Origin of the sequence: Paraburkholderia mimosarum LMG 23256 = NBRC 106338 (assembly GCF_000739815.1) — a bacterium.
GTDB classification, from domain to species: Bacteria; Pseudomonadota; Gammaproteobacteria; order Burkholderiales; family Burkholderiaceae; genus Paraburkholderia; species Paraburkholderia mimosarum.
The window spans coordinates 145,425-171,061 of the sequence record NZ_BBJJ01000016.1; the positions used below are offsets into that span (position 1 = coordinate 145,425).

At 63.9% G+C, this 25,637-nt stretch carries 24 protein-coding genes and 1 pseudogene; 11 read left to right on the forward strand and 14 right to left on the reverse strand.

The window, feature by feature from the left end; genetic code table 11:
* Positions 1 to 62 precede the first annotated feature (62 nt).
* Entirely contained in the window at positions 63 to 1,052 is a 990-nt protein-coding gene (locus tag BMI01S_RS14370) for a metal ABC transporter solute-binding protein (RefSeq protein WP_081715976.1), read from the reverse strand.
* 353 nt (positions 1,053 to 1,405) lie between these two features.
* Here BMI01S_RS14370 and BMI01S_RS14375 point away from each other — a divergent pair, with 353 nt between their 5' ends.
* The 6 genes from BMI01S_RS14375 (at position 1,406) to BMI01S_RS14400 (ending at position 7,425) form a co-directional block, all read left to right on the forward strand.
* Complete coding sequence (locus tag BMI01S_RS14375; protein ID WP_028211731.1) at positions 1,406 to 2,188, forward strand: L-iditol 2-dehydrogenase; 783 nt, start codon at positions 1,406 to 1,408, stop codon at positions 2,186 to 2,188.
* 81 nt (positions 2,189 to 2,269) lie between these two features.
* A complete protein-coding gene (locus BMI01S_RS14380; protein WP_028211730.1) occupies positions 2,270 to 3,604 on the forward strand; it encodes an ABC transporter substrate-binding protein in 1,335 nt (444 codons plus the stop codon).
* Between the two features lie 83 nt (positions 3,605 to 3,687).
* A complete protein-coding gene (locus tag BMI01S_RS14385; protein ID WP_407669004.1) occupies positions 3,688 to 4,680 on the forward strand; it encodes a carbohydrate ABC transporter permease in 993 nt (330 codons plus the stop codon).
* Positions 4,681 to 4,736: 56 nt separating this feature from the next.
* The gene (locus tag BMI01S_RS14390; RefSeq protein WP_407669008.1) at positions 4,737 to 5,546 is read left to right on the forward strand and encodes a carbohydrate ABC transporter permease; all 810 of its coding nucleotides are present in this window, start codon (positions 4,737 to 4,739) and stop codon (positions 5,544 to 5,546) included.
* A gap of 40 nt (positions 5,547 to 5,586) precedes the next feature.
* On the forward strand, positions 5,587 to 6,273 hold the full coding sequence (locus BMI01S_RS14395; protein ID WP_238327784.1) for an HAD family hydrolase: 687 nt from the start codon (positions 5,587 to 5,589) through the stop codon (positions 6,271 to 6,273).
* Between the two features lie 42 nt (positions 6,274 to 6,315).
* Positions 6,316 to 7,425 (forward strand): ABC transporter ATP-binding protein, encoded by a 1,110-nt coding sequence (locus BMI01S_RS14400; RefSeq protein WP_028211726.1) that lies wholly within the window; start codon positions 6,316 to 6,318, stop codon positions 7,423 to 7,425.
* Positions 7,426 to 7,675: 250 nt separating this feature from the next.
* On the opposite strand, the gene BMI01S_RS42565 is transcribed toward BMI01S_RS14400, so the two are convergent.
* From BMI01S_RS42565 to mutL, 6 genes are all read right to left on the reverse strand, one after another.
* Complete coding sequence (locus BMI01S_RS42565) at positions 7,676 to 8,176, reverse strand: hypothetical protein (protein WP_202905089.1); 501 nt, start codon at positions 8,174 to 8,176, stop codon at positions 7,676 to 7,678.
* A gap of 545 nt (positions 8,177 to 8,721) precedes the next feature.
* Positions 8,722 to 9,669, reverse strand: coding sequence for a sugar-binding transcriptional regulator (locus tag BMI01S_RS14405; RefSeq protein WP_028211725.1), 948 nt, complete (start codon positions 9,667 to 9,669; stop codon positions 8,722 to 8,724).
* A gap of 44 nt (positions 9,670 to 9,713) precedes the next feature.
* The gene (gene xylB / locus BMI01S_RS14410) at positions 9,714 to 11,195 is read right to left on the reverse strand and encodes a xylulokinase (protein ID WP_028211724.1); all 1,482 of its coding nucleotides are present in this window, start codon (positions 11,193 to 11,195) and stop codon (positions 9,714 to 9,716) included.
* A gap of 131 nt (positions 11,196 to 11,326) precedes the next feature.
* Complete coding sequence (gene dalD / locus BMI01S_RS14415) at positions 11,327 to 12,733, reverse strand: D-arabinitol 4-dehydrogenase (protein WP_028211723.1); 1,407 nt, start codon at positions 12,731 to 12,733, stop codon at positions 11,327 to 11,329.
* A 226-nt stretch (positions 12,734 to 12,959) separates the two neighbouring features.
* Positions 12,960 to 13,973: a tRNA (adenosine(37)-N6)-dimethylallyltransferase MiaA gene (gene miaA, locus BMI01S_RS14420; RefSeq protein ID WP_042289585.1), complete on the reverse strand. Its 1,014-nt coding sequence runs from the start codon at positions 13,971 to 13,973 to the stop codon at positions 12,960 to 12,962.
* Positions 13,970 to 16,126: a DNA mismatch repair endonuclease MutL gene (gene mutL / locus BMI01S_RS14425; RefSeq protein WP_028211721.1), complete on the reverse strand. Its 2,157-nt coding sequence runs from the start codon at positions 16,124 to 16,126 to the stop codon at positions 13,970 to 13,972. The genes miaA and mutL overlap by 4 nt, the downstream gene beginning before the upstream one ends.
* Positions 16,127 to 16,349: 223 nt before the next feature.
* Here mutL and BMI01S_RS14430 point away from each other — a divergent pair, with 223 nt between their 5' ends.
* The gene (locus tag BMI01S_RS14430) at positions 16,350 to 17,036 is read left to right on the forward strand and encodes a VTT domain-containing protein (protein ID WP_028211720.1); all 687 of its coding nucleotides are present in this window, start codon (positions 16,350 to 16,352) and stop codon (positions 17,034 to 17,036) included.
* 111 nt (positions 17,037 to 17,147) lie between these two features.
* Here BMI01S_RS14430 and BMI01S_RS14435 read toward each other — a convergent pair whose 3' ends face one another.
* Entirely contained in the window at positions 17,148 to 17,960 is an 813-nt protein-coding gene (locus tag BMI01S_RS14435) for a mechanosensitive ion channel family protein (protein WP_028211719.1), read from the reverse strand.
* Positions 17,961 to 18,220: 260 nt separating this feature from the next.
* On the opposite strand from BMI01S_RS14435, the gene BMI01S_RS40795 reads away from it, so the two are divergent.
* Positions 18,221 to 18,370: a hypothetical protein gene (locus BMI01S_RS40795; protein WP_154671242.1), complete on the forward strand. Its 150-nt coding sequence runs from the start codon at positions 18,221 to 18,223 to the stop codon at positions 18,368 to 18,370.
* 56 nt (positions 18,371 to 18,426) lie between these two features.
* Here BMI01S_RS40795 and BMI01S_RS14440 read toward each other — a convergent pair whose 3' ends face one another.
* Positions 18,427 to 18,804: a hypothetical protein gene (locus BMI01S_RS14440; protein ID WP_028211718.1), complete on the reverse strand. Its 378-nt coding sequence runs from the start codon at positions 18,802 to 18,804 to the stop codon at positions 18,427 to 18,429.
* A 274-nt stretch (positions 18,805 to 19,078) separates the two neighbouring features.
* Entirely contained in the window at positions 19,079 to 19,996 is a 918-nt protein-coding gene (locus BMI01S_RS14445) for a LysR family transcriptional regulator (protein ID WP_028211717.1), read from the reverse strand.
* 99 nt (positions 19,997 to 20,095) lie between these two features.
* Here BMI01S_RS14445 and BMI01S_RS14450 point away from each other — a divergent pair, with 99 nt between their 5' ends.
* The 3 genes from BMI01S_RS14450 to BMI01S_RS14460 all read left to right on the forward strand — a co-directional run bounded on the left by BMI01S_RS14450 (position 20,096) and on the right by BMI01S_RS14460 (position 21,948).
* Positions 20,096 to 20,665: a cytochrome b gene (locus tag BMI01S_RS14450; RefSeq protein WP_028211716.1), complete on the forward strand. Its 570-nt coding sequence runs from the start codon at positions 20,096 to 20,098 to the stop codon at positions 20,663 to 20,665.
* Between the two features lie 62 nt (positions 20,666 to 20,727).
* On the forward strand, positions 20,728 to 21,303 hold the full coding sequence (locus BMI01S_RS14455; protein WP_154671241.1) for a YceI family protein: 576 nt from the start codon (positions 20,728 to 20,730) through the stop codon (positions 21,301 to 21,303).
* A 54-nt stretch (positions 21,304 to 21,357) separates the two neighbouring features.
* Positions 21,358 to 21,948, forward strand: a complete 591-nt coding sequence (locus BMI01S_RS14460) for a YceI family protein (protein ID WP_028211714.1) — start codon at positions 21,358 to 21,360, stop codon at positions 21,946 to 21,948.
* A 67-nt stretch (positions 21,949 to 22,015) separates the two neighbouring features.
* Here the strand turns inward: BMI01S_RS14460 and BMI01S_RS14465 are convergent.
* The 4 genes and pseudogenes from BMI01S_RS14465 to BMI01S_RS14480 form a co-directional block, all read right to left on the reverse strand.
* A pseudogene (locus BMI01S_RS14465) lies at positions 22,016 to 22,522 on the reverse strand (methyltransferase domain-containing protein); the annotation flags it as partial.
* Positions 22,522 to 23,721, reverse strand: a complete 1,200-nt coding sequence (locus BMI01S_RS14470) for an MFS transporter (RefSeq protein ID WP_028211713.1) — start codon at positions 23,719 to 23,721, stop codon at positions 22,522 to 22,524. The gene BMI01S_RS14470 and the pseudogene BMI01S_RS14465, both read right to left, overlap by 1 nt.
* Positions 23,721 to 24,911 carry a hypothetical protein gene (locus BMI01S_RS14475; protein WP_028211712.1) on the reverse strand — a complete coding sequence of 397 codons (1,191 nt, stop codon included), beginning with the start codon at positions 24,909 to 24,911 and terminating at the stop codon, positions 23,721 to 23,723. Before BMI01S_RS14475 ends, BMI01S_RS14470 begins: the two co-directional genes overlap by 1 nt.
* A 96-nt stretch (positions 24,912 to 25,007) precedes the next feature.
* A complete protein-coding gene (locus BMI01S_RS14480; protein WP_028211711.1) occupies positions 25,008 to 25,190 on the reverse strand; it encodes a hypothetical protein in 183 nt (60 codons plus the stop codon).
* Between the last annotated feature and the right edge of the window lie 447 nt (positions 25,191 to 25,637).

The following is a 25,637-nucleotide window of genomic DNA, read 5'->3' on the forward strand; positions in this document are numbered from 1 at the left end:
GCTGTGCGTGATGCGTGGGCGAAGGGCCGGCCCCTGTCATGAAATGTCCTTGCTGAGTACGGTTAATGTTGCGCCGGCTTTTGCGCGCGAGCGCTCGCCGCGAGCGCCTTGTCGAGCGCATCGAGCTGCGCGAGCATCCATTGCTGGAAATTCACGCCGGCCGGCTGCGTTTCGGTCACGCTCACCGACGGCACGTTCGACTGGCTCGCCAACGCCAGCATGCGCCGCGTGAGCGCTTCGGTCGCCTGGCTGTTGTAGATCAGCACGCGCACGCGGCGCTCGCGCAGGTCGCGCTCGAACGCGGCGATGTCGGAGGCGCTCGGCTCCGTGTCGTTCATCGCCGCGAGCTGGAAGCGCTGGTTGCGCATGTCGAGGCCAATCGCATCAGCCATATAGCCGAACACCGGCTCCGTGGCCGTGACGGGCTGGCCCCGGTAGCGCGCGCGCAGTGCCGCGACCCTGGCGTCGACCGGCTGCAGCGAGGCGAGGAACGCCGCCAGGTTGGCATCGTACACGCTCTTGTGCGCCGGATCGGCGGTGCCGAGCGCGGCGCTCACGGCGCGCGCCACGGCGGGCATGGTCTTCGGGTCGTACCAGAGGTGCGGATTGTCGCCCGCTTTCCTGCCGACCAGGTCCGCCGCGACGATCGTCGTGCGGTCCTTGCCCTGTGTGGCGCCGAGCAGCTTCGTCATCCACGGGTCGTAGTCGGCGCCGTTGTAGACCACGAGGCGCGCGCTCTGGAGCGCTCGCGCCGTCTTCGGGCTCGCTTCGAAGAGGTGCGGGTCCTGGTCGGGGTTGCTCAGGATGCTCGTCACATCCACGTAGCTGCCGCCGATCTGCTTGACGACGTCGCCATAGAAGTTCTCTGCCGCGACCACGGGAATCGCCGCGTTGCCCGCTTGCGCCGCGAGGGCGGCGCTCGCGCCGCCAAACGTCGCGCCAAGCGCAAGGGCGACGCCCGCCGCCAGGCGGGCGAGAGCCGGCGCCAGGCGATGGCGCGCCGCCGCGATAGCGGGACAGCGGGTGAAATTCGCGCGGGTGAACGTCAGCATGGTTCTATCCTTGTCTTGAGCCGAAGCGAGAGGAGACCGCGAATGCATCGGTGTCGCGAAGGCGCGATGATATAACGTATCACTCGGATTGGCGAGTCGTGCCGCGATCCGGCCATTCAGTCAGGGGCCGTTGGGAGACCACAGCCACAGGAGGATTGCGCATCGCACCATTGAAATGTCGGCCGATCGCGTTTGTTCGCCTTGACAGGCTCCTACTCGTATCCGATCATTCGATCAACGACAGAGCAAATGCTCACGCGTCGGGCGAACGCTCAGATATATCCCAAAGTGTTTCCGCGCGCGCCCGAACGAGCGAAATTGGAGACAAACCTGTGGCACATCCCGCGACCCCGGTGGCAGGACGATTGCAAGACAAGGTAGCCGTGCTGACTGGCGCGGCGAGCGGTATTGGCGAGGCGGTCGCACGGCGCTATCTGGACGAAGGCGCGCGCTGCGTGCTCGTCGACGTGAAGCCCGCCGGGTCCATCGCACCTGCGCTGGCCGCCGCGTACCCGGAGCGCGTGCTCGCGCTCACGGCCGACGTCACGCGCCGCGAGGACATCGACCGTATCGTGCTGAGCGCGGTCGAGCGCTTTGGCCGCATCGACATCCTCTTCAACAACGCGGCGCTCTTCGACATGCGCCCGCTCCTCGACGAATCGTGGGACGTGTACGACCGCCTCTTCGCGGTGAACGTGAAGGGCATGTTCTTCCTCATGCAGGCCGTGGCGCGCCGCATGGTCGAGCAGGGGCAGGGCGGCAAGATCATCAACATGTCTTCGCAGGCGGGCCGCCGCGGCGAGGCGCTCGTTTCCCACTACTGTGCAACCAAGGCCGCGGTGCTGAGCTACACGCAGTCGGCGGCGCTCGCGCTCGCGCCGCATCGCATCAACGTGAACGGCATTGCGCCGGGCGTGGTCGACACGCCGATGTGGGAGCAGGTGGACGCGCTCTTCGCGCGCTACGAGCACCGGCAGCCCGGCGAAAAAAAGCGCCTCGTGGGCGAGGCCGTGCCGCTAGGGCGCATGGGTCTGCCCGAAGATCTCACGGGCGCCGCGCTCTTTCTCGCATCGGCCGACGCCGATTACATCACCGCGCAGACACTCAACGTGGACGGCGGAAACTGGATGAGCTGACCTTTCCCGCAACGCCTGCCCGGTGCGACACGACAGCTCGACTGCAGCACGACATAACGCAACGAACAAGGAGACATCGCCATGAAACCTGCTTTCAAGACCGCAGCAACGTGCATAAGCCGCGCCGTGAGCGTCGGCGCGCTCGTCGCCGCGGCTAGCGCAGCGCACGCGCAGACGGTCACGATCGCCATGTTGAACAACCCGGACATGATCGAGCTGAAGAAGCTCTCGCCGGCTTTCGAAAAGGCGAATCCGGGCATCAAGCTGAACTGGGTGATCCTCGAAGAGAACGTGCTGCGTCAGCGCGCGACCACCGACATCACGACCAACAGCGGCCAGTTCGACGTGATGATGATCGGCACCTACGAGGCGCCGCAGTGGGGCAAGCGCGGCTGGATCGTGCCGATGACCAACCTGCCTGCCAGCTACGACCTCGAAGACGTGGTGAAAACCGCGCGCGACGGCCTCTCGTACAACGGCACGCTCTATGCGTTGCCGTTCTACGTGGAAAGCTCGATGACGTATTACCGCAAGGACCTGTTCGACAAGAAGGGCCTCAAGATGCCCGAGCAGCCGACCTATGACCAGATCAGGGACTTCGCCGACAAGCTCACCGACAAGTCCGCCGGCACCTACGGCATCTGCCTGCGTGGCAAGGCCGGCTGGGGCGAGAACATGGCGTATGTGACGACGGTCGCGAACACCTTCGGCGGCCGCTGGTTCGACGACAAGTGGCACGCGCAGCTCACCTCCCCCGAGTGGAAGAAGGCGGTGAACTTCTATGTGGATATGCTGAAGAAGGACGGCCCTCCGGGAGCCAGTTCGAACGGCTTCAACGAGAACCTCACGCTGATGTCGTCGGGCAAGTGCGCGATGTGGATCGACGCCACGGTGGCCGCGGGCATTCTCTACAACAAGCAGCAGTCGCAGGTGGCCGACAAGATCGGCTTCGCGGCGGCCCCCACCCAGGCCACGCCCAATGGCGCGCACTGGCTGTGGTCATGGGCGCTCGCGATTCCCAAGTCTTCGAAGTCGCAGGACGCCGCGAAGAAGTTCATCGAATGGGCCACCTCGAAGGAGTACGTCGAGATGGTCGCGAAGGACGAAGGCTGGGCTTCGGTGCCGTCGGGTACGCGCATTTCGACGTATCAGAATCCCGAGTACAAGAAGGCCGCGCCGTTCTCGGACTTCGTGCTGAAGGCGATTCAGACCGCCGATCCGACTCATCCCACCGCGAAGCCGGTACCGTACACGGGTATCCAGTTCGTTGGGATTCCTGAGTTCCAGTCGTTCGGCACAGTGGTGGGCCAGGGCATCGCCGGCGCGGTGGCCGGGCAGATGAGCGTCGATCAAGCGCTCACCGCGGGCAACGCGGCTGCCGATCGCGCCGTGGCGCAGGCCGGGTACCAGAAGTAACCGCAACGCCGCAAAGCGAAGCGGCAAGCGTAGTACCGCGAGCGCGCGCCGGGCCATCCGTCGCGCGCACCCTCGCGAAGCCGATGCGGCGCCGTGCTCCGGCAGGCGCTCAACAGAGAAGGGTGGTCCTCATGCGTCATCTCCATCTCCCCATGCCTCTATTCAATCGAGCGCGCACGCCACAGAAACCGCAGCAGGTCGAAGCGCGCCGCTCGGCGTCACGCTGGCTCGTGTCGCCGTCCGTCGCGGTGCTGCTGCTGTGGATGACGATTCCGCTCGCCATGACGATCTGGTTTTCGTTCACGCGCTACAACCTGCTGAACCCCGACCTCAAGGGTTTCGCGGGCTTCGACAACTACCGGTTCCTCGCCACCGATCCCTCGTTCGTGCCGTCGATCCTGCACACCATCGAACTGATCGCGGCGGTGCTCGTGATCACCGTGGTCGGCGGCGTGCTGATGGCGGTGCTGTTCGACCGCAAATTCGTCGGCCAGGGCGTGGCGCGGCTCTTCGCGATCGCGCCGTTCTTCGTGATGCCCACGGTGAGCGCGCTGATCTGGAAGAACATGATCCTGCATCCCGTGTATGGCCTCGTGGCGGTCGCGATGCGCTCGCTGGGGATGACGCCCATCGACTGGTTCGCCGTGTATCCGCTCACCGCGGTCATCATGATCGTGGCGTGGCAGTGGCTGCCGTTCGCATTCCTCATTCTCTTCACGGCGATCCAGTCGCTCGACCAGGAGCAGAAGGAGGCGGCGAAGATCGACGGTGCGGGCCCGATCGCCTTGTTTTTCTACATCACGCTGCCGCACTTGCGGCGCGCGATTGCCGTTGTCGTGATGATGGAATCCATTTTCCTGCTCTCGATCTTCGCCGAGATCTACACGACCACGGGCGGCGGTCCCGGCAACGCGACCACCAACCTCACTTACCTGATCTACTCGTTGGGCCTGCAGCAGTTCGACGTGGGCATCGCCTCGGCGGGCGGCATTCTCGCCGTCGTGCTCGCGAACATCGTGTCGTTCTTCCTCGTGCGCATGCTCGCGCGCAACCTCAAAGGGGAGTACGAAAAATGAGCCAGATTACCGCTACACCCGTGCAATCGGCCGACGCAGTCCACCATTCCTCGCCGATGCAGTTCATCGGCCGCGTGCTGCCCGGGCTGCTCGCGTGGCTTATTGCGATCGCGCTGTTCTTCCCGATCTTCTGGATGACGATCACGGCCTTCAAGACCGAGCAGCAGGCCTATATCCCGACGATCTTCTTCGCGCCGACGATCGACAGCTTCCGCGAGGTGTTCGCGCGCAGCAACTACTTCGCGTTCGCCTGGAATTCGGTGATGATTTCGGCCGGCGTGACGATCGTGTGCCTGATCTTTGCCGTGCCCGCGGCCTACGCCATGGCGTTCTTCCCGAACCATCGCACGCAGAAGATCCTGCTGTGGATGCTCTCCACGAAGATGATGCCTTCGGTGGGCGTGCTCGTTCCGATCTACCTGCTGTGGAAGAACACGGGGCTGCTCGACACCGTGAGCGGGCTGATCATCGTCTATACGCTCATCAACCTCCCAATTGCGGTATGGATGGCCTACACGTACTTCAACGAGATTCCACGCGATATTCTCGAAGCCGGCCGCATGGACGGCGCGGCCACGTGGCAGGAAATCGTCTATCTGCTCATGCCGATGGCCGTTCCCGGGCTCGCTTCCACGGCGCTGCTCCTGATCATTCTTTCGTGGAACGAAGCATTCTGGAGCATCAACCTCTCGAGCTCGAACGCCGCGCCGCTCACCGTGTTCATCGCCTCGTACTCCAGTCCGGAAGGGCTCTTCTGGGCGAAGCTCTCCGCGGCGTCGCTGCTCGCGGTGGCCCCGGTGTTGATCGTCGGCTGGCTTTCGCAGAAGCAGCTGGTGCGCGGCCTTACGTTCGGGGCGGTCAAGTAAGCCGACAAAGGGAATTGAACCCAGCGAAATGGACGAATCCATGCCCATTCGAGCCCTGATCTGCGACTGCGACGGCGTGTTGATCGACAGCGAAGCCGTGGCGGCCGGCGTGCTGGTGCGCGAACTCGAAACGCGATGGCCAGGCGTGGCGGCGGCGCCCGTCGTGATGCCGCTGCTCGGTTTGCGCATCGAGCGCGTGCTGAGCGGCGCGGGCGCGGCGCTCGGGCGCAGCCTCACGCCAGCCGATATCGATGCGATCCGCACCGTGGCCGAGGCGAATGCGCGCGAGGCGCCGCTTTTTCCGGGCGTGCTCGCCGCGCTGGAAGCCGTGGCGCTCACGAAGGCCTGTGCGAGCAACAGCTACACCGCTGTGGTGCGCGAAGTGCTGGCGCGCAACGGGCTCACGCGTTTCTTCGGTGAGCGCGTGTATTGCGCCGATATGGTCGCGAAGCCCAAACCCGCGCCCGATGTCTACCTCGCTGCGGCGCAGGGCATGAGCCTCGCACCCGCCGCATGCCTCGTGGTGGAGGACAGCGTGGCGGGCGTGAGTGCGGCGCGCGCGGCGGGCATGACGGTGCTCGGCTTCGTGGGCGGTACGCACGTCGGTGGCGACGCGCACGCGCACGAGTTGCGCGAAGCGGGCGCGATCGAAATCTTCGACGACATGACGACGCTGCCCGCGCGGGTGGCGCAACGAATCAACCAGGCGCAAGCGCGCTCTTACTGAGCGGTGCTGCGCAAATCCGCGGCAACGGAACGGAGACATATCATGGCAAGCGTGATCCTCAGAGACGTCCTCAAGCGCTACGACGACAACGAAGTGCTGCGCGACGTGAATCTCGACATCGGCGACGGCGAGTTCGTCGTGTTCGTGGGCCCGAGCGGCTGCGGCAAGACCACGCTCATGCGTATGATCGCGGGACTGGAGGACATCAGCGGTGGCGACTTGCTGATCGACGGCACGCGCATGAACGACGTGCCGCCCGCCAAGCGCGGCATTGCGATGGTGTTCCAGTCGTACGCGCTCTATCCGCACATGACGCTCTACGACAACATGGCGTTCGGGCTCAAGCTCGCGGGCGCGAAGAAGCCCGAGATCGATGCGGCCGTGAAAAACGCCGCGAAGATCCTGCACATCGACCACTTGCTCGACCGCAAGCCGAAGCAGCTTTCCGGCGGCCAGCGCCAGCGCGTGGCGATCGGGCGCGCGATCACGCGCAAGCCGAAGGTGTTCCTGTTCGACGAGCCGCTCTCGAACCTCGACGCCGCGCTGCGCGTCAAGATGCGCCTCGAATTCGCGCGGCTGCACGACGACCTGAAGACGACGATGATCTACGTGACGCACGACCAGGTCGAGGCGATGACGCTTGCGGACAAGATCGTCGTGCTTTCGGCCGGCAATGTCGAACAGGTCGGCAGTCCGAACCGTTTGTATCATGCGCCCGCGAACCGTTTCGTGGCGGGCTTCATCGGCTCGCCGAAGATGAACTTTCTCGACGGCACGGTGCAGCAGGTCGGGAGCGACGGCATCGTCGTGCGCTACGCGACGGGCGATACGCAGAAGGTGGGCGTCGAGCCGGGCAACGCTCGCGAAGGCGACAAGGTGACGGTGGGCATCCGTCCCGAGCACCTGCACATCATGACGGGCGAGGAAGGCGTGAGCGCGAAAGCGATGACGGTGGAGTCGCTCGGCGACGCCGCTTATCTTTACGCAGAATGTCCGGTCGCCCCCGACGGCCTGATCGCGCGCGTTCCGCCACTCGAGCAGCACGCGCGTGGCGAGGCGTTCAAGGTCGGATCGACGCCCGATCATTGCCATCTCTTCGACGCGAACGGCCAGGCGTTCGAGCGTCGCTTCGCGCAGCAACTGGCTGCGTGATTTCACTGGCTCGCTGGACGCACCGCCTCGATGGTGAGGCGGTGTGGTGAGGCGAGGTACCGGAAGTTGCCTTTGTCAGCCCGCTGCGCGGGCTTTTTTTTTCGGCTCTTCGCAGATTTGCCGGTAGGGCTCAGTTCGACCCAAAACGGTCCGAGGGAATTTGGGTAAGCGGACCTTCGACGTGGAGCTTACGGCAACCGTAAAGTCGCGAAGCCGTGGGTAGGGCTCAATGTTAAGCACAGGGTTTGCATCACACACTCGGAGCGTGTTGTCTTGGTCCACGCCACTTAAATGACGACAAAACTGCTTCCAGAATTTCCTTTAAACGCAGCATTGACTCAGGTGATACATCGATCTCGCCATAATGACCGTCTGACATTGTAGAACCATACTTTGAGCCGTTAAGACAGTTCAGTACAAGAACGCCGCCCCTTGGCGCATTGATGAACCCGTTTTCAATTGGTTTAAGCTCAAGGGGTTGAGGGTTCCGGCCTGCGCCTAAACCCCGGGCACGATCTTCAAGGTGTTGAGCTGTGTTGCGAACACCGCGAAGATGAGGGAAAGCATCTGCGATCTTCTCATGATGAGTTGCCACTTCCTCAGGGACATTTTCTTCCTTCGCAAGAACGCCGAGGAATTTGTCGAAAGCATCAAGTGCATACAAAAATGCGCGGGCATAGATGAACGGCAAGTTATGTTCGAACTCGCGCGGCACACCTCCGGCCGCCCACTTTTCTCGCTTGAAGCGCACTTCGGTTTCAAACCGAATTTCGTCAAAATTTTCGCAAGGCTGACGCCAGCCTCTTGCTCAATGATGCGCCAAATTTCAGACCGACGCTGCGAATCGCGCTCCCAGTTTTCACGATCTGCAAACGACGGGCGAATCGACTGTGCACCAATAAACAGGTTTAACGCCGCATTGGCTTCGAAAAATTGCGATTCAAGCGATCGAAGCTGCCCCTGAATTCGCCATGCCCAGTTCCTATCTTCGCAGTCGAGCCACGTGCCTGGGGTAGCTATTTCAAATACGATCATGGTCGTCCTTCAACGCATAGTTTTTGTCTTTAATCCATCTCGCAATGCAATCAACAAACTGGACGACGTCGACCTTACCCGGGCCCCGATGCCAAAGCAATAGCTGCGTTGCGAACGTCACACTGGCGACTCGCACGAGAGTCCGGTTCGGGGCGTTGCTGGAAATGACCGCACCTGGGCCGACTACAGCCTGTCCACAAAGCGTCTCCCCGGGAAACCCGCGATCAATTTTTCCCGCCCTCAACGAGAGTCTTCAGGCGCTCAGCGTTCGATTGCCGCGCGCGCGCAGAGCTCGTCGGTGACGAGCCCGGAGAGCCAGCCGCCGTTGAGCGCCGCAATGACCGCTTCGCGTTTGCGTGCCCCACCGGCGAAGCCGATGGTCGGGCGGCGCGGCGGCGAGTCGAGGTGCACGCTCGTCACGCGGCGGCCAGTGGGCGAATCCACGCGCTTGCCGGCCGCGTCGATGGGCAGGCCGAGCATCTCGGCCACGGCGCCCTGGCTCATCAGTTCGCGCACTTCCTCCGAGGTGATGAAGCCATCCTCATGGAGCGGGCAATGTTCGCCGATATTGCCGATGCCCACGAACGCGACATCGGCCTCGCCCGACAGCGATTCGACGATGCGGTAGAGCCGGTGATTGCACCATTGCGCGCGCTCGGCCTCGCTGTCGGCGATGAGCGGTGCGGGCAGCAGAAAGTGCTTGCCGCCGGTCTTCTCGGAGATGTGCAGCGCGACGTCGTAGCGGTTCGAGGAGCCGTCCTGCGCGATGGCGCCCACCATCGAAACGAGCCGGTGCTGCGGCCGCTCCAGCTGCGCGATCTGGTCGACAGCGGCCTTGAGTGTGCGGCCGCTGCTCACGGCCACCACCATCGGCCGCTCTTCGGTCAGATAGCGCTCCATGACCTGCGCGCCCGCCACCGCGAGCTTGCGGTCGATCTCCTCGCGCGTGTCGTTGTCCACGGGCACCACTTCGCAGACCGAAAGGCCGTAGCGCTTCGAGAGCTTATCGGCGAGCGCGAGGCAATCGGCGAGCCGGTGATCGACACGCACGCGTATCAGGTTCTTCTCGACCGCGAACGCGACGAGACGCTGCGCGACCGGGCGCGAGACCTGCAATTTCTCGGCGATTTCGTTCTGGGTGTTGCCGGCCACGTAGTAGAGCCAGGCGGCGCGGGTCGCGAGATCGAGTTTTTCGGTGGACTTGGGCACGGTGGTGTTCGAGGCGGGATCGGGGCCGAAGTGTACTGCACGCCTCACGCGAGACGTTCGCGCGAGGGTTCGAACAGCGGGCGCACGTGGCGGTACAGCGCGCGGTAGGCGGTGAGCCGCTCGCGCAGCGCCGCATGGCGCGCGGCGTTCGGCGTGTACTCGGCCACGACGGGCGGCTTGCTCAGCACGTCGCTCGCGGCGCCGCCCGCCGCCAGCCAGCCGAGTCGCGCCGCGCCGAGCGCGGCACCGGTCTCGCCGCCGCCGTGCTGGCGCGTGGGCGTATTGAATGCGTCGGCAACCAGTTGCGCCCAGTAGCCGCTGCGCGCGCCGCCGCCCAGCATCGAGAGCGCGCCGACTTCGGTGCCCGCGGCCGCGAGCGCGTCGAGGCCGTCGGTGAGCGCGAGCGTCACGCCTTCGAGCACGCCGTAGCCGAGCAGCGCGCGATCGGTCGCGTGCGTCATGCCGAAGAAGACGCCCTGCGCATAGGGGTCGTTGTGCGGTGTGCGCTCCCCCGAGAGATACGGCAGGAAGAGCGGCGCTTCGGCCAGCGCTTCGGCGCTGAGCCGTTCGACTTCGGCGAGCAGCGTGGGCTCGTCCGTGCCCGTGAGTTTGCAGACCCAGCGCAGACAGCTGGCAGCCGAAAGCACGACGCTCATCTGATGCCAGCGGTCCGGAATCGCATGGCAGAACGCGTGGACTGCCGAGGCGGGATTGGGCCGGAAGCGGTCGCCGACCACGCAGAGCACGCCAGACGTGCCGAGCGAGACGAAGCCGTCGCCGGGCTGCGTTGCGCCTATGCCGATCGCGCTCGTCGCGTTGTCGCCGCCGCCGGCCGCGACGACCACGTCGTCGCGCAAACCGAGTTCGCGCGCCAGTTCGGGCAGCAGCGTGCCGGAGGGCGCGCTGCCTTCGGCAAGCGAGGGCATTTGCGCGCGCGTCAGGTTGCAGGCGTCGAGGAGCGCGTCGGACCAGTCGCGTTTGGCCACGTCGAGCCAGAGCGTGCCTGCTGCGTCGGAAGGATCGGACACCTTGCCGCCCGTGAGGCACAGGCGCAGGTAGTCCTTTGGCAACAGCACGCAGGCCGTATCGCGAAAGACCTGCGGCTCATGGCGCGCGACCCACAGCAGCTTGGGCGCGGTGAAGCCCGGCATGGCGAGATTGCCCGCGATGCGATGCAGCTGCGGCGCGCGCGCGGTGAGTTCCGCGCATTCCTGGACGGCGCGCATGTCGTTCCAGAGGATCGCGGGGCGCAGCACGTTGTCGTGGCGATCGAGCAGCACGGCGCCGTGCATCTGCCCGGAGAGGCCGATGCCGCGCACCTGCGCGAATTCGTGCGGGTGCGCCTCGCGCAGCGCCGCGAGCGCGCGGCGGGTGCCGTCCCACCAGTCGGCGGGATTCTGCTCGGACCAGCGCGGATGCGGACGCGACACCGTGAAGGGTGAGCCGGCGGTGCCGATCGCGCGGCCATCGGGCGCGAGCAGCAGGACTTTCACTTCGGAGGTGCCGAGGTCGATGCCGAGATACATGGGCGCGCGCAAGTGGTGATGGGGGTTGCGCTACTTTAGCCGCGCGCCGGGCGCGACGCCATGCGCGCCGACCCGGACGGCGCGTGGCGCAGGTGTCGAGCGCCCTTCTTTGTGCGCTTCGATGCCTTGCTTCAAACGCTGCACCCGCGCGAGGCGAGCCACGCATCGACACGCGCGAGCGCGCCGCGCACGGCGCCTGCGAGTGCAGGATTGCCGGCGAGACCGCCCCACAGCAGCTTGTCGTCGAGAAACGCCGCGACGGGGTCGCCGCTTTCGAACATGCGATGCACGGCCGCTTCGTCCATCACGCCGTCCTGATAGCGGTAGGGCAGCGTGCCCTTGTGCCAGCGTTCGAGAAAGCGCAGGAAGAGCGCGGGCAGCATGGCCGTGGCGCCCGGCGTCGCACCCCCGGCGATGCGTTGCGCCAGCGTGGGCGTGATGAAGCCGGGGATCTTCGAGTAGCCATCTGCGGCCACGCGCTGGTTCGTGTCCTGGATGTACGGATTGCTGAAGCGTTCGAGCACGACGTCGCGATACGTCGCGAGATCGAGCGGGCTCGGCGTGAGGCAGGGAATCACGTCTTCGCTCACGTACTCGCGTGCGAAGGTGCGAATGTCGGCGTCGTTCGTGCCTTCGTGGATGAAGTCGAGCCCGACGAGCGTACCGGCCCACGCAATGCAGCTGTGCGTAGCGTTGAGGATGCGGATTTTCGCCTCCTCATAAGGCATCACCGATTCGACCATCTCGGCGCCCGCGCGCTCCCAGGCGGGCCGCCCCGCGCAGAAGTGATCCTCGATCACCCACTGGATGAACGCCTCGCCCATCACGGGGCAGGCGTCGTCCACGCCGGTCGCTGCTTTCACGCGCTCGCGCACGTCCGGTGTGGGGCGCGGCGTGATGCGGTCGACCATGGAGTCGGGGCAGGCCGTGTTCGCGTCGAACCAGTCTCGCAGATCCATCGCGCCACGCAGCGCGAGGAATTCGCGCATGCCCGCATGAAAGCGCTTGCCGTTGCTGCGCAGGTTGTCGCAGGTTTGCAGCGTGACGGGGCTGCCGTTGCGCGCCATCCGCGCTTCGAGGATCGCGGCGAGCGCGCCGTAGATCGTCGTGCGGCCGCCATTGAGATCGGCGGCGAGATCGGGGTTCGCGGTGTCGAGACGGTCGTGCTCGTCGAGGTAATAGCCGCCTTCGGTCACCGTGAAGGCGATGATCTTGCACGATGCGTGCGCACCCGCATCGATGAGGCCCGCAAGATCCGCGGACCACGGCAGCACGCGCGTGATCGAGTGGATCGCCTCGTAGGCGCGCTCGCCCTTGGGCGTCACGGTTTCCAGCGTATAGACGCCGTTTTGGGCGGCGAGCGCGTCGAGCACGGCGTTCATGTCGGAGCGGATGTTGCCGACGGTGAGCGCCCAGGCGGCCTCGTTGGCCTTGCGCGCGAGGTTTACGCGGTGCAGATACCACGCCTGATGCGCCCGGTGAAACGAGCCGGCGCCGATGTGCAGGATCACGTTCGCATCGCTGCGTTCGGTGTTCATTCGGTGTCTCCTTGCTCGAACCGGCCGACCGGCTCGAGATTGAGCAATTGCTCTATTGATGAACGAATGATCGTATCCGGTCGACCGAAAGTCAAGCGGACGGCGGCCGTTTTCCGTGGCGCGTTGCGGCGGGCGGGAAGGGGCGCGCGGCGCTCAAACGCGCGGCGCGCGAACGTCAATGGGGAATGTTGTGGCGCACAAGGCGCCGGGGGAATTCGACGAAGGGCTAGCCGCCCTGGTCGCCGCCTGGCTCCACGACGCGCTCGACCGCCGCAACCGCCCGCGCGGTCGCATCCGCCGCGCAGCAATCCACGACGATGCGCTCCGGCATCGCCCGCAGCCAGGTGAGCTGCCGCTTGCAGAGCTGGCGCGTGGCGAACACGCCTTTGTCGCGCATGGTGTCGTAGTCGATCTCGCCGTCGAGGTATTCCCACACCTGACGGTAGCCCACGCAGCGCATGGACGGCAGGTTGGCGTTCAGGTCGCCGCGCGCGCGCAGTGCCTTGACCTCGTCGATGAGCCCGCCCGCGAGCATCGCGTCGAAGCGTGCTTCGATGCGCGCGTGGAGCACGCCGCGATCCGACGGTTCGAGCGCGACCGGCACGAAGCGGTAGCGCGCGGCTTCGTCCTCGCGCGTGGACGGCGTGGCGAGCAGCACCGACATCGGTTGCCCGCTCAGCATGAAGATTTCGAGCGCGCGCTGGATGCGCTGCGAGTCGTTGGGCGCGAGGCGCGCCGCCGTGGCCGGATCGACGAGCGCGAGGCGCGCATGCATGGCGGGCCAGCCGTCGCGCGCGGCTTCGGCGTCGAGTTGCGCGCGCACCGCGGGATCGGCCGAGGGCAGATCGTTGAGGCCTTGCGTGAGCGCCTTGTAGTAGAGCATCGTGCCGCCCACGAGCAGGGGCACGTTGCCCCGCGCGACGATCTCGCCGGTTACGCGCAATGCGTCGGCGCGAAAATCGGCGGCTGAGTACGCATCCAGCGGATCGACGATGTCGATCAGGTGATGCGCGGCCGCCGCGCGCTCCGCAGCGGTCGGCTTGGCCGTGCCGATATCCATCTCGCGATAGACGAGCGCCGAATCCACGCTCACGATCTCCACCGTGCGACCGCGCGCCGCCGACTGCGCGGCATAGGCGAGCGCGGCCGCCGTCTTGCCCGAGGCCGTGGGCCCGAGCAGGCACGCGACGGGCAACGCGTTGCCTTCTGCGCCGCTTCCGTGTTTCGTGGACTGCGTCATTGACCGCGCATGAAGAGCCGATCGAGATCGGCGAGCGTGAGCTGGTACCAGGTCGGCCGGCCATGATTGCACTGGTCGGCGCGCTCGGTCGCTTCCATCTGGCGCAGCAGCGCGTTCATCTCGTCGAGCGTGAGACGCCGGTTTGCACGCACCGCATGGTGGCAGGCGAGCGTGCCGAGCATTTCATGCTGGCGCTCGGTCAGCACGCGCGAGCCGCCGTACTCGTGGAGGTCGGCCAGCACGGCGCGCGCGAGCGCCTGGAGGTCGGCGTCCTTGAGCAGCGCGGGCACCGCGCGGATCGCGATCGAGGTGGGCGAGAGCACGGCGAGGTCGAAGCCCAGCGCTTCGAGCGTCGCCTTTTCTTCCTCGACGGTGCCAGTCTCGACGGGATCCGCCGTCATCGAAATCGGGATCAGCAAGGGCTGCACGGCGAGCGAGCGTTCGGCCAGCGCCTGTTTGAACTGCTCGTAGAGAATGCGCTCGTGCGCGGCATGCATGTCGACGATCACGAGGCCGCGCGCGTTTTGCGCGAGCACGTAGATGCCGTGGACCTGGCCGAGCGCGAAGCCGAGCGGGTGGTCTTCGCCCGCTGCGAAGGCGGGCTGCGGCGCACCCGGGTCCGCTGCGTCCTCCGCCTGCGCCACCGTTGCGCCTTGCGCCGTGCCCGCGCCTACGTCCTTGCGGCCGAAGAGGGCGTCGTAAAGTGCAAGCGGCTGCGCGACGGGCAGGCTGCCTTGAGTCATGCGCGACTGGCGCAGCCAGGTGTTGCCGCTGCCCGCGCCGGCGCTGCCGCCTGCCGGGCCGAAACCGGACGCGCGCGAACTTGCGCCGCCCGCGCCGCCAAAGCTGCTCGCGACGCTCGCGGTGCCGAACCTGCCGTCCGCGCCGAAGCCGCCGCTCGCGCCGGACACGCTGTGCGAACCGCCGGAACGCGCGTAGTCTGCCGCGCCGGAGCTGCCGCCAGCGCCCGAAGCCAGCCCGGCCGAGGCGCCGAGCACGCCCGCGCCCGGCAAGGGCCGCGGCTCGATGAGCGCGGCATGTCCACCCGCGGTCGTTTCCGGCGAGGCGCCCGCGTGGCGCGCGAGCGCGCGCTGCACGGCATGGAACACGAACTGGTGGATCGAGCGCGAGTCGCGAAAACGCACTTCGATCTTCGAGGGATGCACGTTCACGTCGACGGCCTCGGGCGGCAGGTCGAGGAACAGCACGTACGACGGGTAGCGGTCGCCGTGCAGCACGTCCTCGTAGGCCGAGCGCACCGCATGCGTGAGCAGCTTGTCGCGCACGAAGCGGCCGTTCACGAAGAAGTATTGCTGGTCCGCCCGGTTGCGGCTCGCCGTGGGCAGGCCCGCGCAGCCGTAGACGGCGAGCGGCCCCGCGCGTTCGTCGAGCGGCAGGTGGGCCGTCGCGAAGACTTCGCCAAGGATCTTCGAGACACGGGTGGCGGGGTCGCTCGCATTCCAGTGCTCGACGGCGCGGCCGTTGTGCAGCACGGAGATCGCCACGTCGGGGCGCGCGAGCGCGCTGCGGCGGATCATTTCGAGGCAATGGCCGAGCTCGGTCTGCTCGCTCTTCAGGAACTTGCGGCGCGCGGGCGTGTTGAAGTACAGCTCGCGCACCTCGATGGTCGTGCCTTGTCCGCCAGCTGCGGGCGAGATCGCGCCCGTGTGTGCGTCGATCTTCACGGCGTGCGCCGCGTCGGCACTGCGGCTCGTGATCGACATTTCGGCCACCGAGGCGATCGACGCCAGCGCCTCGCCGCGGAACCCGAGCGTCGCGACGCTCTCGAGTTCGGCGAGGGAGCGGATCTTGCTGGTGGCATGGCGCATGAGCGCAAGCGGCAGTTCCGTTTCGGGAATGCCGCAGCCGTCGTCGGCGATGGAAATGCGCTTCACGCCGCCTTCGTCCAGCAGGATGCGCAGCGTGCTTGCGCCCGCGTCGAGCGCGTTTTCGAGCAGTTCCTTGACGACGGAGGCGGGCCGCTCGACCACCTCGCCCGCGGCGATCTGGCTGATGAGCTGATCGGGCAGCGCCTGGATCGCCCGCGCGGGCTGCGCGGCGCGCTGTGCGGCCGCGTTGAGGACAGCGGTCGCGGCTTCGGCGGCGCGAACGGAATCGGGCGTGCCGCCGGTGGATTCGGGATTCGAAGACATGCGCGCAATTATAGCGAGTCGGCGTGGCGAGCCCGGCGTGCGTCTCTCTCGCGCGAAACGCCCATCTCGGGGTGCTTTGTGCGTGAAATCACCGAATTTGGCGGGATTTTTTCGTGACGGCCGGGCACTTTCGGTATCATGGCGCGGTCAATTTGCCTTCTCGCGCAACACCGGGCGAACGCGCCTTTTCAGGTCCGCGACCCACGTTCAATAAGGGACACCTTTGGATACGCTTCTGCAGTTCGCCAACCTTGTCTTGCACATCGACACGTTTCTTGGCGTCTTCATCCACCAGTACGGGGCCTGGGTCTACGCGGTGCTGTTCCTGATCGTGTTCAGCGAAACGGGCCTCGTCATCCTGCCGTTCCTGCCGGGCGACTCGCTGCTTTTCATCGGCGGCGCGTTCGCCGCCACGCACGAGATGCATCTCGGGCTGCTGATTTTCCTTCTGGTTCTCGCGGCGGTTTCCGGCAACACGGTCAACTACCTTATCGGCCGCGCCATTGGGCCCAAGGTGTTCAACACGCACATCCCCGTGCTCGAGCGCTTCCTCGATCGCGCCGCGCTGCAGAAAACCCATGACTTCTATGAGCGTCACGGCGGCAAGACCATCGTGCTGGCGCGCTTCATTCCTGTCGTGCGCACGTTCGCGCCGTTCGTCGCCGGCGTCTCGCAAATGAGCATGCAGCGCTTTCAGGTCTTCAACTTCGCGGGCGCGTTCTTCTGGGTGCTGCTGCTCGTGCTGCTCGGCTTCTTCTTCGGCAACATCCCGTTCATTCGCCAGTATCTGAACGTGATCGTGCTGGTCGGCATAGGCGCGGCGGTCGTGCCGGTCGTGCTGGGCGGCGTATGGAAGATGATGCGCAAGAACTCGCGCGCCGCTACGGTGCGCAAGCCGAACGGCGGCTGAACGCTGCGCCCGAACATCGTTAGTGCATGAAAAAACGGCATCGCCTGCGAAGGCGATGCCGTTTTGTCTGGTGCGTCTCTGGTGCGCCGATATGCCGATGCGAGGGGCGATTCAGCCGACGCGGCGAACGATCGATGGCGTCTCGGGCGTTGGATAGCCGGCGTCCTTGAAGGTCTCGACGATCGCGCGATTGGTGTCGAAGTAGACCTGCCAGTAGCTTTCGTTGTTCGTGTAGGGACGCACGGCGAGCAATGGGCCTTCCGGCGTGAACGAGAGGATCTCGACGTCGGGCGGCGGCTCCTGCGAGACGTTCGGAATTTTCGCGATGGCCGCGCGCAGGCGCCGGGTTGCATCGACGGCATCGACGCCGTTGGCGATCTTTGCGGTTAGCTCTACGCGGCGCCAGGGCGTCGCGCTGTAGTTCGAGATGGTGTCCGAAAAGATCTTGTTGTTGCCGACGATGTTGACCACGTTGTCCGGCGAGATGATGGTCGTGCCGAAAATTCCCAGCTCCTTCACCGTGCCCGTAACGCCGCCCGCCGTGACGAAGTCGCCCACCTTGAACGGCCGCAGAACCTGCATGAACACGCCTGCCGCGAAATGCGCGAGCAGGCCGCCCCACGCGGTGCCGATGGCGAGACCGAGACCGGCGAGCAGCGCGGCGAACGAGGTGGTCTGCACGCCGAACACCTGGAGGATCGCGAGGACCAGCAGCAGGTTCAGCACGGCGGCGAGAATCGAGCTGAGGTAATGCGCGAGCGTCGGGTCGACGCGCTCGTTGCGCGCGAGCACCTTGCGCAGGAGGCCGGCGATGAAGTTGATAGCCCAGCGTCCGATGATCCACAGGACGATCGCCGCCAGGACCTTGGTCCCGAAGTCGATGCCTCGGGTCATGACGAATGTACGGATGGTTTCGAGATCCAAGATGCCCTCGCTTGTGCCGTTGATTGAGCCGGTAGGAACGTACAACTGACATTGGCGGGGAGTCCGGCGCGCGTCGTGGCCGGCGTCTATCCCTCGGTGCCTATTTATAGGCGAAGTGGCGGAAGCGCGCATCGAACGTGCCCGATCGCCTCCGCGTGGACCCTGGGCGCCGCGCGATGCGCAGGCGCGCAATACTGCACGCATAGCCCTTCGCCACTTTCGTTGCGCAAAGCGGCACGGATACGAACCGGGAAGCCGCCATGAACCTTCACAACACCGGGCTCAATGCCAACACCGAGAAGCTGGATGAACTGCGCTCCACGCAGATCGCGGTCGGCTGTCGCGAAGTCGGCGCCAGGCGCGCGCACTGGAATACGCTCGGCAAGAGGAGCCGCGCAAAACGTTCGTAAGACCGCCAAGGGCAAGAAAGGCCGACGAGGGATCGGCGCGATACGCGGCCTGCGCCTCACATCGGCAGCGTCGATTTGCTGTAGGCAGACGTTTCGATTTCGAGTTCGCCGGGGCGTGCGCGTGCCTTGCGCGCTTTCCGCCGGCGCGTCCGCCACGCCAGAAGTAGGGCGAGCAATGCGGCGAGCGCGTAGGAGAGGGCGCGTTCCGGGTAAGTTTCGCTCGGGTTGTGCGCTTGCCAGTTGCCGCCTGCGTCGGCGAAGACGAGGAAGGTGACTGCCGTATCGAACGCGAGGGCAATCGCCATCAAACCGGCAAAGACGCGTGTGCCATTGAGCGTGACATCGGGGCGCGCGCGTCGGACGAGCCAGCAGCCGAAGCGGACGACGACGAGCAGGGCGAGATTCCAGATCAGAAAGCAGACGAAGTTGACCATGACGCGAGATGACCGGCGAGTGACGCAAGGCTCGCGCGGGGCAGCGGGGCTCGCGATCGTTGCGCGCACCGGCCCCGGGCGACGGGTGGCGCGATCCTGGCACGGAGATGCATCTCGATAAATGCGGGCGCACCGCATCCGCTGGCGCACGGTCGGGGCGCGTGGCCGCGCGAGCGCGGCCGGACGCGGCTTGCGCGGGTTTGTGAAGCTTTGTCAGGTGTGCACACGGGTTGCGTTCGCACAACTCTCTCGCGCCCGGGCGCGCAGCGCAGCTTCAGCCCGCATCGGGCAAGGGCGATTCCAGCGGCGTGCCTTGTGTCAGGTAATGTCCGAGCCATTCGCTCGCCGGGCCTCTTGCCGCATCCGTGCGGTGAATCAGCGAGACGTGGTAGTTCACCGAGCGCCGGTCGGCGAGCGCGACGCACACGAGCCGTCCGGCATCGAGATCGGCTTGCACGAGATGCCTCGGCATGGACCCCCAGCCGAGGCCCGCGAGCAACAGCCTGTGTTTTGCGCCGAGGTCGCCGAGCTTCCACGCGCGATTGCTGTACACGCCGAAGGTTTGCCCTTCGGTCAGGCGGCTGCGGTCGGTCAGGACGAGCTGCGTGTGCTCGCGCGCATCCGAAATGCGCACCGGCTGATCCGCCTGGGCAAGCGGATGACAGGGGGCGGCCACGAGCACGAGTTCCACGGTGCCGATGGACTGCGCCTCGATCACATGCGGCCAGTTGTCATTCGGCCCGCTGATGCCGAATGCGCAGTCGCCGTCGAGCACGAGCTTGAGCACGCCGCCGAGCGCTTCCATCGTCAGATTGAGCGCGACGGTGGGGAACGCGAGCGCGAACGCCTGCAGCGCCTCGACGAGGCGTTGCGACGGAAACATCACGTCCACGGCCAGCGAGACCTCACCCTCGAGCCCGCGCTGCAGGCCGGCCGCCTTGGCGTTAAGCTGGCCCATGAGCAGATCGAGACGGCGCGCGTCGGCGAGGATCGCGCGGCCCGCGGCCGTGAGCGCCGGCTTGCGCTTGCCGCGCTCGAAGAGCGCGACGCCCAGCAGCGCTTCGAGATTGGCAATCGTGTAGCTGACGACCGACTGCGCGCGGTCGAGCTGCCGCGCCGCCGCCGAGAAGCTGCCGGTTTCGGCAACGGCGATCAGCGCGCGCAACTGTTCGAGGCTCGGGGAGCGGTCCATCGTCAATCTATCGAAAAAGTGGATGGTAACGATCCATTGTAGACGATTGTTTGAATAGGATTGACCGGGTAAAGTGCCCCCTTTGAATATTGGAGCCGTATGTCGATGAACCCTACCGTCAAGCCCGTCGGCCGTTATAACGGCGTCGCCATGCTGCTGCACTGGCTGATTGCCGCATTGATCGTCTGGGGCTTCGCGCTCGGCTGGGTCATGACCGACATTCCCGGCATCACGCCCACCAAGCTGCGGTATTTCTCGTGGCACAAGTGGATCGGCGTGACCGTGCTTGCGCTCGTGCTCGTGCGCGTCCTGTGGCGCGCCACGCACACCGCGCCGGCGCTGCCCGGCTCCATGCATGGCTGGGAGAAGTTCGCCGCGCACGTGGGCCACTTTGCGCTCTATGTGCTGATGGTCGCCATTCCGGTGACGGGCTACCTCTACAGTTCGGCAGCCGGCATTCAGGTGGTGTACCTCGGCATCTGGCCGATGCCCGTGCTGATCGACCCCGATACCCAGCTCAAGGGCGTGCTGCGCATCGTGCATGTCGCGCTCAACTACGCCTTGCTCATCCTGGTCGTGCTGCACGTGCTCGCGGTCATCAAGCATCAGTTGATCGACCGCCAGAACATCCTCTCGCGCATGCTGCCGTTCGGCGCGCCGCGCGACTGATCGCCCGGCGCACCCCGTTCCGATACCCAATCCCGATGCCTCCCACCCTGGACTGAACGCCCATGATCCAACGTCTTGCCCATACCGCTTCCGTCGTCGCGCTCGGCGCGGCGCTCGCCGCCGGCGCGGTTTTCGCGACGAACGCCGATGCTGCCGCCGAAGCCGCGAAGAATTCCGTGACCGCCGTCTTCAAGCAGATGAACGTGCCGGTGGAAGGGCGCTTCAACCGTTTCAGCGCCGACGTGCGCTTCGATCCGGCCAACATCGCGGCATCGAGCGCGAAGCTCGACGTCGAAGTGGCGAGCTTCGACATCGGGGCGCCCGAGTACAACAAGGAAGTCGCCGGCGACGAGTGGTTCGATGCCGCCCGCTTCCCGCACGCGACTTTCGTCTCGACGCAGATCAAGCCGGGCGCGAACGGTGCATTCAGCGTGGCCGGCAAACTGACGATCAAGGGCAAGACGACCGACGTCGTCGTGCCGGTCCAGTACCGCAAGGACGGCGCCAACCAGGTGTTCGACGGCACGTTGCCCATCAAGCGCCTCGCGTACAACATCGGCGCGGGCGAGTGGAAGGACACCTCGGTCGTTGCCGACGACGTCCAGATCAAGTTTCACATCGTGTCCGCCGCGCACTGACGCGCCCGGGACATCGCTTTTTCACGCAGTTTCTCTCGCACCAGGAATCGCCATATGAAGATCACGTTTATCGCCGCGGCCGTTGCCGCTTCGCTCGCTGCTGTCGTCGCCACGCCGGCGCTGGCAGCCGCCACGACCTACAACCTCGATCCGATGCACACGTACCCGAGCTTCCAGGCCGATCACTTCGGCGGCGTCTCGGTGTGGCGCGGCAAGTTCACGAAGAGTTCGGGCACGGTCACGCTCGATCGCGAAGCGAAGACGGGCACCGTGGACGTGACGATCGATGCATCGTCGATCGATACCGGCAACGCGAAGCTGGACAAGCACGTGAGCTCGGCCGAATTCCTCGACATCGCAAAGTACCCGACGGCCACCTACAAGGGCACGTCGATCCGTTTTGAAGGCGACAAGCCGGTGGAAGTGATCGGCACGTTCACGCTGCACGGCGTGACCAAGCCGCTGAACCTGAAGATCGATTCGTTCAAGTGCTTCCAGAACCCGATGCTCAAGCGCGAAGTGTGCGGCGCCGACGCATCCGCGCAATTCGACCGTGCGGACTACGGCGTGAACTGGGGCCAGTCGTATGGCTTCAAGACGGCCACGACGCTGCAGATCCAGGTCGAAGGCGTCAAGGCAGACTGAGTTTGCGCGCGGCAGAGGCCGCGCCCGGCTTGATTTGGAGCCCGTGCGCTGTCAGGCGTACGGGCTTTTTTGCAGATGCGGTGGATGTACGCAACAACGCTTCGAGTCTATCGTCGTCCAGAACGAAATTGACGGTCGCATCGCCAAACGTAACGACGTCGAAGCGTCGTTGTGTTATCGGCGTCGGCAGATCAAATATGTCGCCCTGGAGCGCATGAATATGGCTGTGATTTACGGACGCATTGAAGCGATCAATGGCGACGGGAGAGATGTCGATGCCAAAACTCTCCTCCAACAAAATTTTTTTGGCGAGGTGCAGGAGCAGGCGACCATCACCGCAGCCCAGATCAAGAATATTGTGCCCATCGCGGACAATGGATTCCGCGGCGGAAAAATCCCATGTCGCACGGACTGTCGTCAATTCATACTCGTCGAATAGCGGTTCGTCGAAGTAGTAGTGGCTGACTCTGAGATCCGCCATGCCCGATGTCACGATGCGATCCAAAGGGGCTTGCAGTTTGATTGATCTCGGATCTTTTGGCTTCGATCCGAAGCGTCCTATGCCATCCATCATTAAGCTCCTTTGGGAACCATGCCTGGTCGGTTTTTGACATTCAGTGCGATGCCGCATGCGCCGATGATCGCCGTTGCGACTCCAACAGCCATGAGGGCCATGCTCACGTGGGCCGTACTAATCATGCCGGCGCTCAGGAATCCGAGAAATACCGAAGTCTGGATGCAAAATATGTAGGCCGGCATCAGGTCGATACGCCGCTGCGGATTGATTGCCTTCATCATGAAACTTGCTGTGAGCGCGTTCTGGATGCCGTTTGCCGATCCGATCAGAAACGTGGCGCACATGATGATCCATGCCGCGTCGCTCAATGCGAGCCCCAAGATGCCGAAGCCGATGATAGTTGCGGCAATGGAGGCGCCGGCAGCGTCGCCGAATTTCGCAAACATTCCGGCAAAAGCCATGGGACCGACGATCAGCCCCATACTCAACGCGCTGACGACGAACCCGTAGGTCTCGGCACTGAACTGCAGTTCGGTGCGAATTCGAAATATCAACAGCACATTGAGCGTGGATGTCAGCACGATCGTGATCAATACCGGCACTACCGCACGGATCACGCCTGCTGTGCGAAAGAGATCGAGCAGGTCGAATCGTCCCTTCTGCTTTACTTGCGTGGGCGCCTGAACGGATTTTTGATTGAAAGAATCCAGTACCTTGAAACCTAGCGCGGTAACAGGCGCGGCGACCAACACCAACAATGCCAGCAGCAACAGCCCCCGTGAACGCTCGGCCATGCCATACAGCAGCCCGCCGAGAGCCGGGCCGCCCACGTAACCCATGTTCCGCACCGATTGCGTAATCCGGTTTACGCGATCGATGTACCGATCGTCGTTTGTATAGCCTGGAATGGCGACCATGATTGCTGCCCAAAGAACGGACCCCGTGGATCCGAGCGCCATTGACACGACGACGTAGCTCCAGAACTGATCGGCCGAGGACGCGACCGTTATCAGAATCGACTGTAGGAGAAATACCGCGGGAATCGTTTTGCGGGGCTCGATTCGCCGGAGGATCATCGGTGAGATCGGGCTGGAAAGCATGCCTCCGATGAGGCCGGCGGCGAGCAATATCGATACCCTGGAAGTCTGGTCAGCCAGCCTCAGGGCAAAGGTCACTTGAGCCGCTTCATCGACGAAGCTGCCAAACGACAGGGAGATACAAATAAGAGCAAACGCCCATCGACCTTTGATGCCCATCAAAGTGCTCCCCACCGCGTCAGCGTTGCGGCGACACTCAAGAGATCATCGTTCAGCAGCTCGTCTTTCCCGCTCGATAAATCCGAAATGTTCACTTGCTGACCGGCCGACAGGCAATTCAGAAATTCATGCAATGCGTCGCTGTATCTGAAGCTGCCGCAATGGCCGTTGGCCGCGACCAGCACCTCGCCCGCCTGCATTACTGGCGTCCACTGCAGGGTGCTGACGGCGTTGAGGGCGATGACATCGTCCAACTCTTCGACTTCGACGATTGGACGGCCGACATTCATACGGCTGCTGGTGTCCGAGATCAGTTGAGAAATGATCATGCGTCTTTTCAGAAACGCACCGTCAAGCAAGATCTTCAGGGATGAAAGCAGAAGCTCGCCATCAGGGTTCAGCTTTGCGATGCCCGAGGAGCGTACGTCATGGCGGGTACGATTGGGTGCCTGAAGCAGGCCCTTCAGGTAGTTCACATTTTGCTGGGAATCGTTACCGGTCTCCCAAAAAGCGATATTCACGTTTACCGAAACATCCGATTTAGTTTCTGCAACGTGCAGCCAGTCATGGGGGAAATAGGTTACACGATTGATTTTGTTCTCAAGCGGACTTCCTTCAGACTTGAATGATTCATAATAGGGAAATCGCACGCCAAGGAGATCCGACCGGTTTCCGGGCCAAGTGAACATTGTTTTCCCATCTCGCAGGGTGAACCCGAAATTATGTGCATGATCCGCATGGATACCGATATATGTGGATGAATATCGACCGATAAAGCAATCAATATCCACGCGGCCGCCAGGCCGATAGCCTAATGACAAGGCGAGCTGGTCGGAAAACGCTTTTGCAACATCCCAGATAATGGGGCTTGCCGTATGAAGCCCGTAGTACATGACCATCCATTCGTCGTCGCCGGCAAGACTTCCAATTCTCGATACATAATCATCGAGTGTGTTATCGGGCGGAAGCGCAAGAAAATCATGACGCGGTACTGATGTGCGCTTTCCATTGAAAGCGGTTATGGCTTCGGACCGGGAGTTGCACGATCGAATGTCGTTCGCGCACACCGCATATTCCTTGAGCGCACCCAGCACGTCTTTATCCTTGAATGGGATCCGCGATATATCCAGCTCCGCCGCTTGCCTACCCCATAATTCTTTTGCAAATTGCGTTGACAATAATGCGACCATATTCGACTCTTCGTTCGGAAAAATATGGAGAATTGAGCAAGGGGCAAAGCCCTTGCTCCGGGAGTGGAACAGCAATGCAGAGCATTACCGCAGCGTTCAGGCAGCCTCGGCGACAGCCATGACTTCTTCATCATTACGCTGCGCGTATTTGACATTGGCCACAACCGGCTCTACCTCGACATCATTGCGCTGTGCGTATTTGACGTTGGCCACGGCGGGCTCGACCTCGTCAGCGGTCAATTCATGAATTATCTTTACCTTTTCCAGGGAAATCGTCATTTTGATGCTCCTTTTTAACCGAATTGCATTTATGGCAGGTGATGCGCACTTCCTTGATCGACTTGCAGCGTAGACGAAATCGGGATCTATTCAATCGTCCTGGCCCTGCCCTGATTAGACGGGCCAGGCAAGAACATTTTTCCTGTTTCGATGTGTCGTATTGATTGGAAGCACGTCTTCAGTCTAGACAATAAATTTGAAAATAAAACGTGATCTATCATTTTTAGGAGTTTTCCTAAATCTTAGCGCTCTTGCCTAACGCTTTAGGCGATGTGGAACTCACCATACATTGCGCAAAAATTGCCATATGTGTCGTCTTCAATTCGCGCGACATTATGATTTTCGGATAGCTCAATCATTTAGCTTTCGCGCGCTGGATATCGCGCTAACAGGCGGGTTTTGCACGGACGGCACGCATACTTGTTAGCGCCGATGTAAAAATGACGC

Coding starts and splice junctions, on each gene's coding strand:
- BMI01S_RS14370 (WP_081715976.1), bottom strand. CDS start 1,052: ATGCTGACGTTCACCCGCGCGAATTTCACCCGCTGTCCCGCTATCGCG.
- BMI01S_RS14380 (WP_028211730.1), top strand. CDS start 2,270: ATGAAACCTGCTTTCAAGACCGCAGCAACGTGCATAAGCCGCGCCGTG.
- BMI01S_RS14385 (WP_407669004.1), top strand. CDS start 3,688: ATGCGGCGCCGTGCTCCGGCAGGCGCTCAACAGAGAAGGGTGGTCCTC.
- BMI01S_RS14390 (WP_407669008.1), top strand. CDS start 4,737: ATGCAGTTCATCGGCCGCGTGCTGCCCGGGCTGCTCGCGTGGCTTATT.
- BMI01S_RS14395 (WP_238327784.1), top strand. CDS start 5,587: ATGCCCATTCGAGCCCTGATCTGCGACTGCGACGGCGTGTTGATCGAC.
- BMI01S_RS14400 (WP_028211726.1), top strand. CDS start 6,316: ATGGCAAGCGTGATCCTCAGAGACGTCCTCAAGCGCTACGACGACAAC.
- xylB (WP_028211724.1), bottom strand. CDS start 11,195: ATGTATCTCGGCATCGACCTCGGCACCTCCGAAGTGAAAGTCCTGCTG.
- dalD (WP_028211723.1), bottom strand. CDS start 12,733: ATGAACACCGAACGCAGCGATGCGAACGTGATCCTGCACATCGGCGCC.
- miaA (WP_042289585.1), bottom strand. CDS start 13,973: ATGACGCAGTCCACGAAACACGGAAGCGGCGCAGAAGGCAACGCGTTG.
- mutL (WP_028211721.1), bottom strand. CDS start 16,126: ATGTCTTCGAATCCCGAATCCACCGGCGGCACGCCCGATTCCGTTCGC.
- BMI01S_RS40795 (WP_154671242.1), top strand. CDS start 18,221: ATGAACCTTCACAACACCGGGCTCAATGCCAACACCGAGAAGCTGGAT.
- BMI01S_RS14440 (WP_028211718.1), bottom strand. CDS start 18,804: ATGGTCAACTTCGTCTGCTTTCTGATCTGGAATCTCGCCCTGCTCGTC.
- BMI01S_RS14445 (WP_028211717.1), bottom strand. CDS start 19,996: ATGGACCGCTCCCCGAGCCTCGAACAGTTGCGCGCGCTGATCGCCGTT.
- BMI01S_RS14450 (WP_028211716.1), top strand. CDS start 20,096: ATGTCGATGAACCCTACCGTCAAGCCCGTCGGCCGTTATAACGGCGTC.
- BMI01S_RS14455 (WP_154671241.1), top strand. CDS start 20,728: ATGATCCAACGTCTTGCCCATACCGCTTCCGTCGTCGCGCTCGGCGCG.
- BMI01S_RS14460 (WP_028211714.1), top strand. CDS start 21,358: ATGAAGATCACGTTTATCGCCGCGGCCGTTGCCGCTTCGCTCGCTGCT.
- BMI01S_RS14470 (WP_028211713.1), bottom strand. CDS start 23,721: ATGGGCATCAAAGGTCGATGGGCGTTTGCTCTTATTTGTATCTCCCTG.
- BMI01S_RS14475 (WP_028211712.1), bottom strand. CDS start 24,911: ATGGTCGCATTATTGTCAACGCAATTTGCAAAAGAATTATGGGGTAGG.
- BMI01S_RS14480 (WP_028211711.1), bottom strand. CDS start 25,190: ATGACGATTTCCCTGGAAAAGGTAAAGATAATTCATGAATTGACCGCT.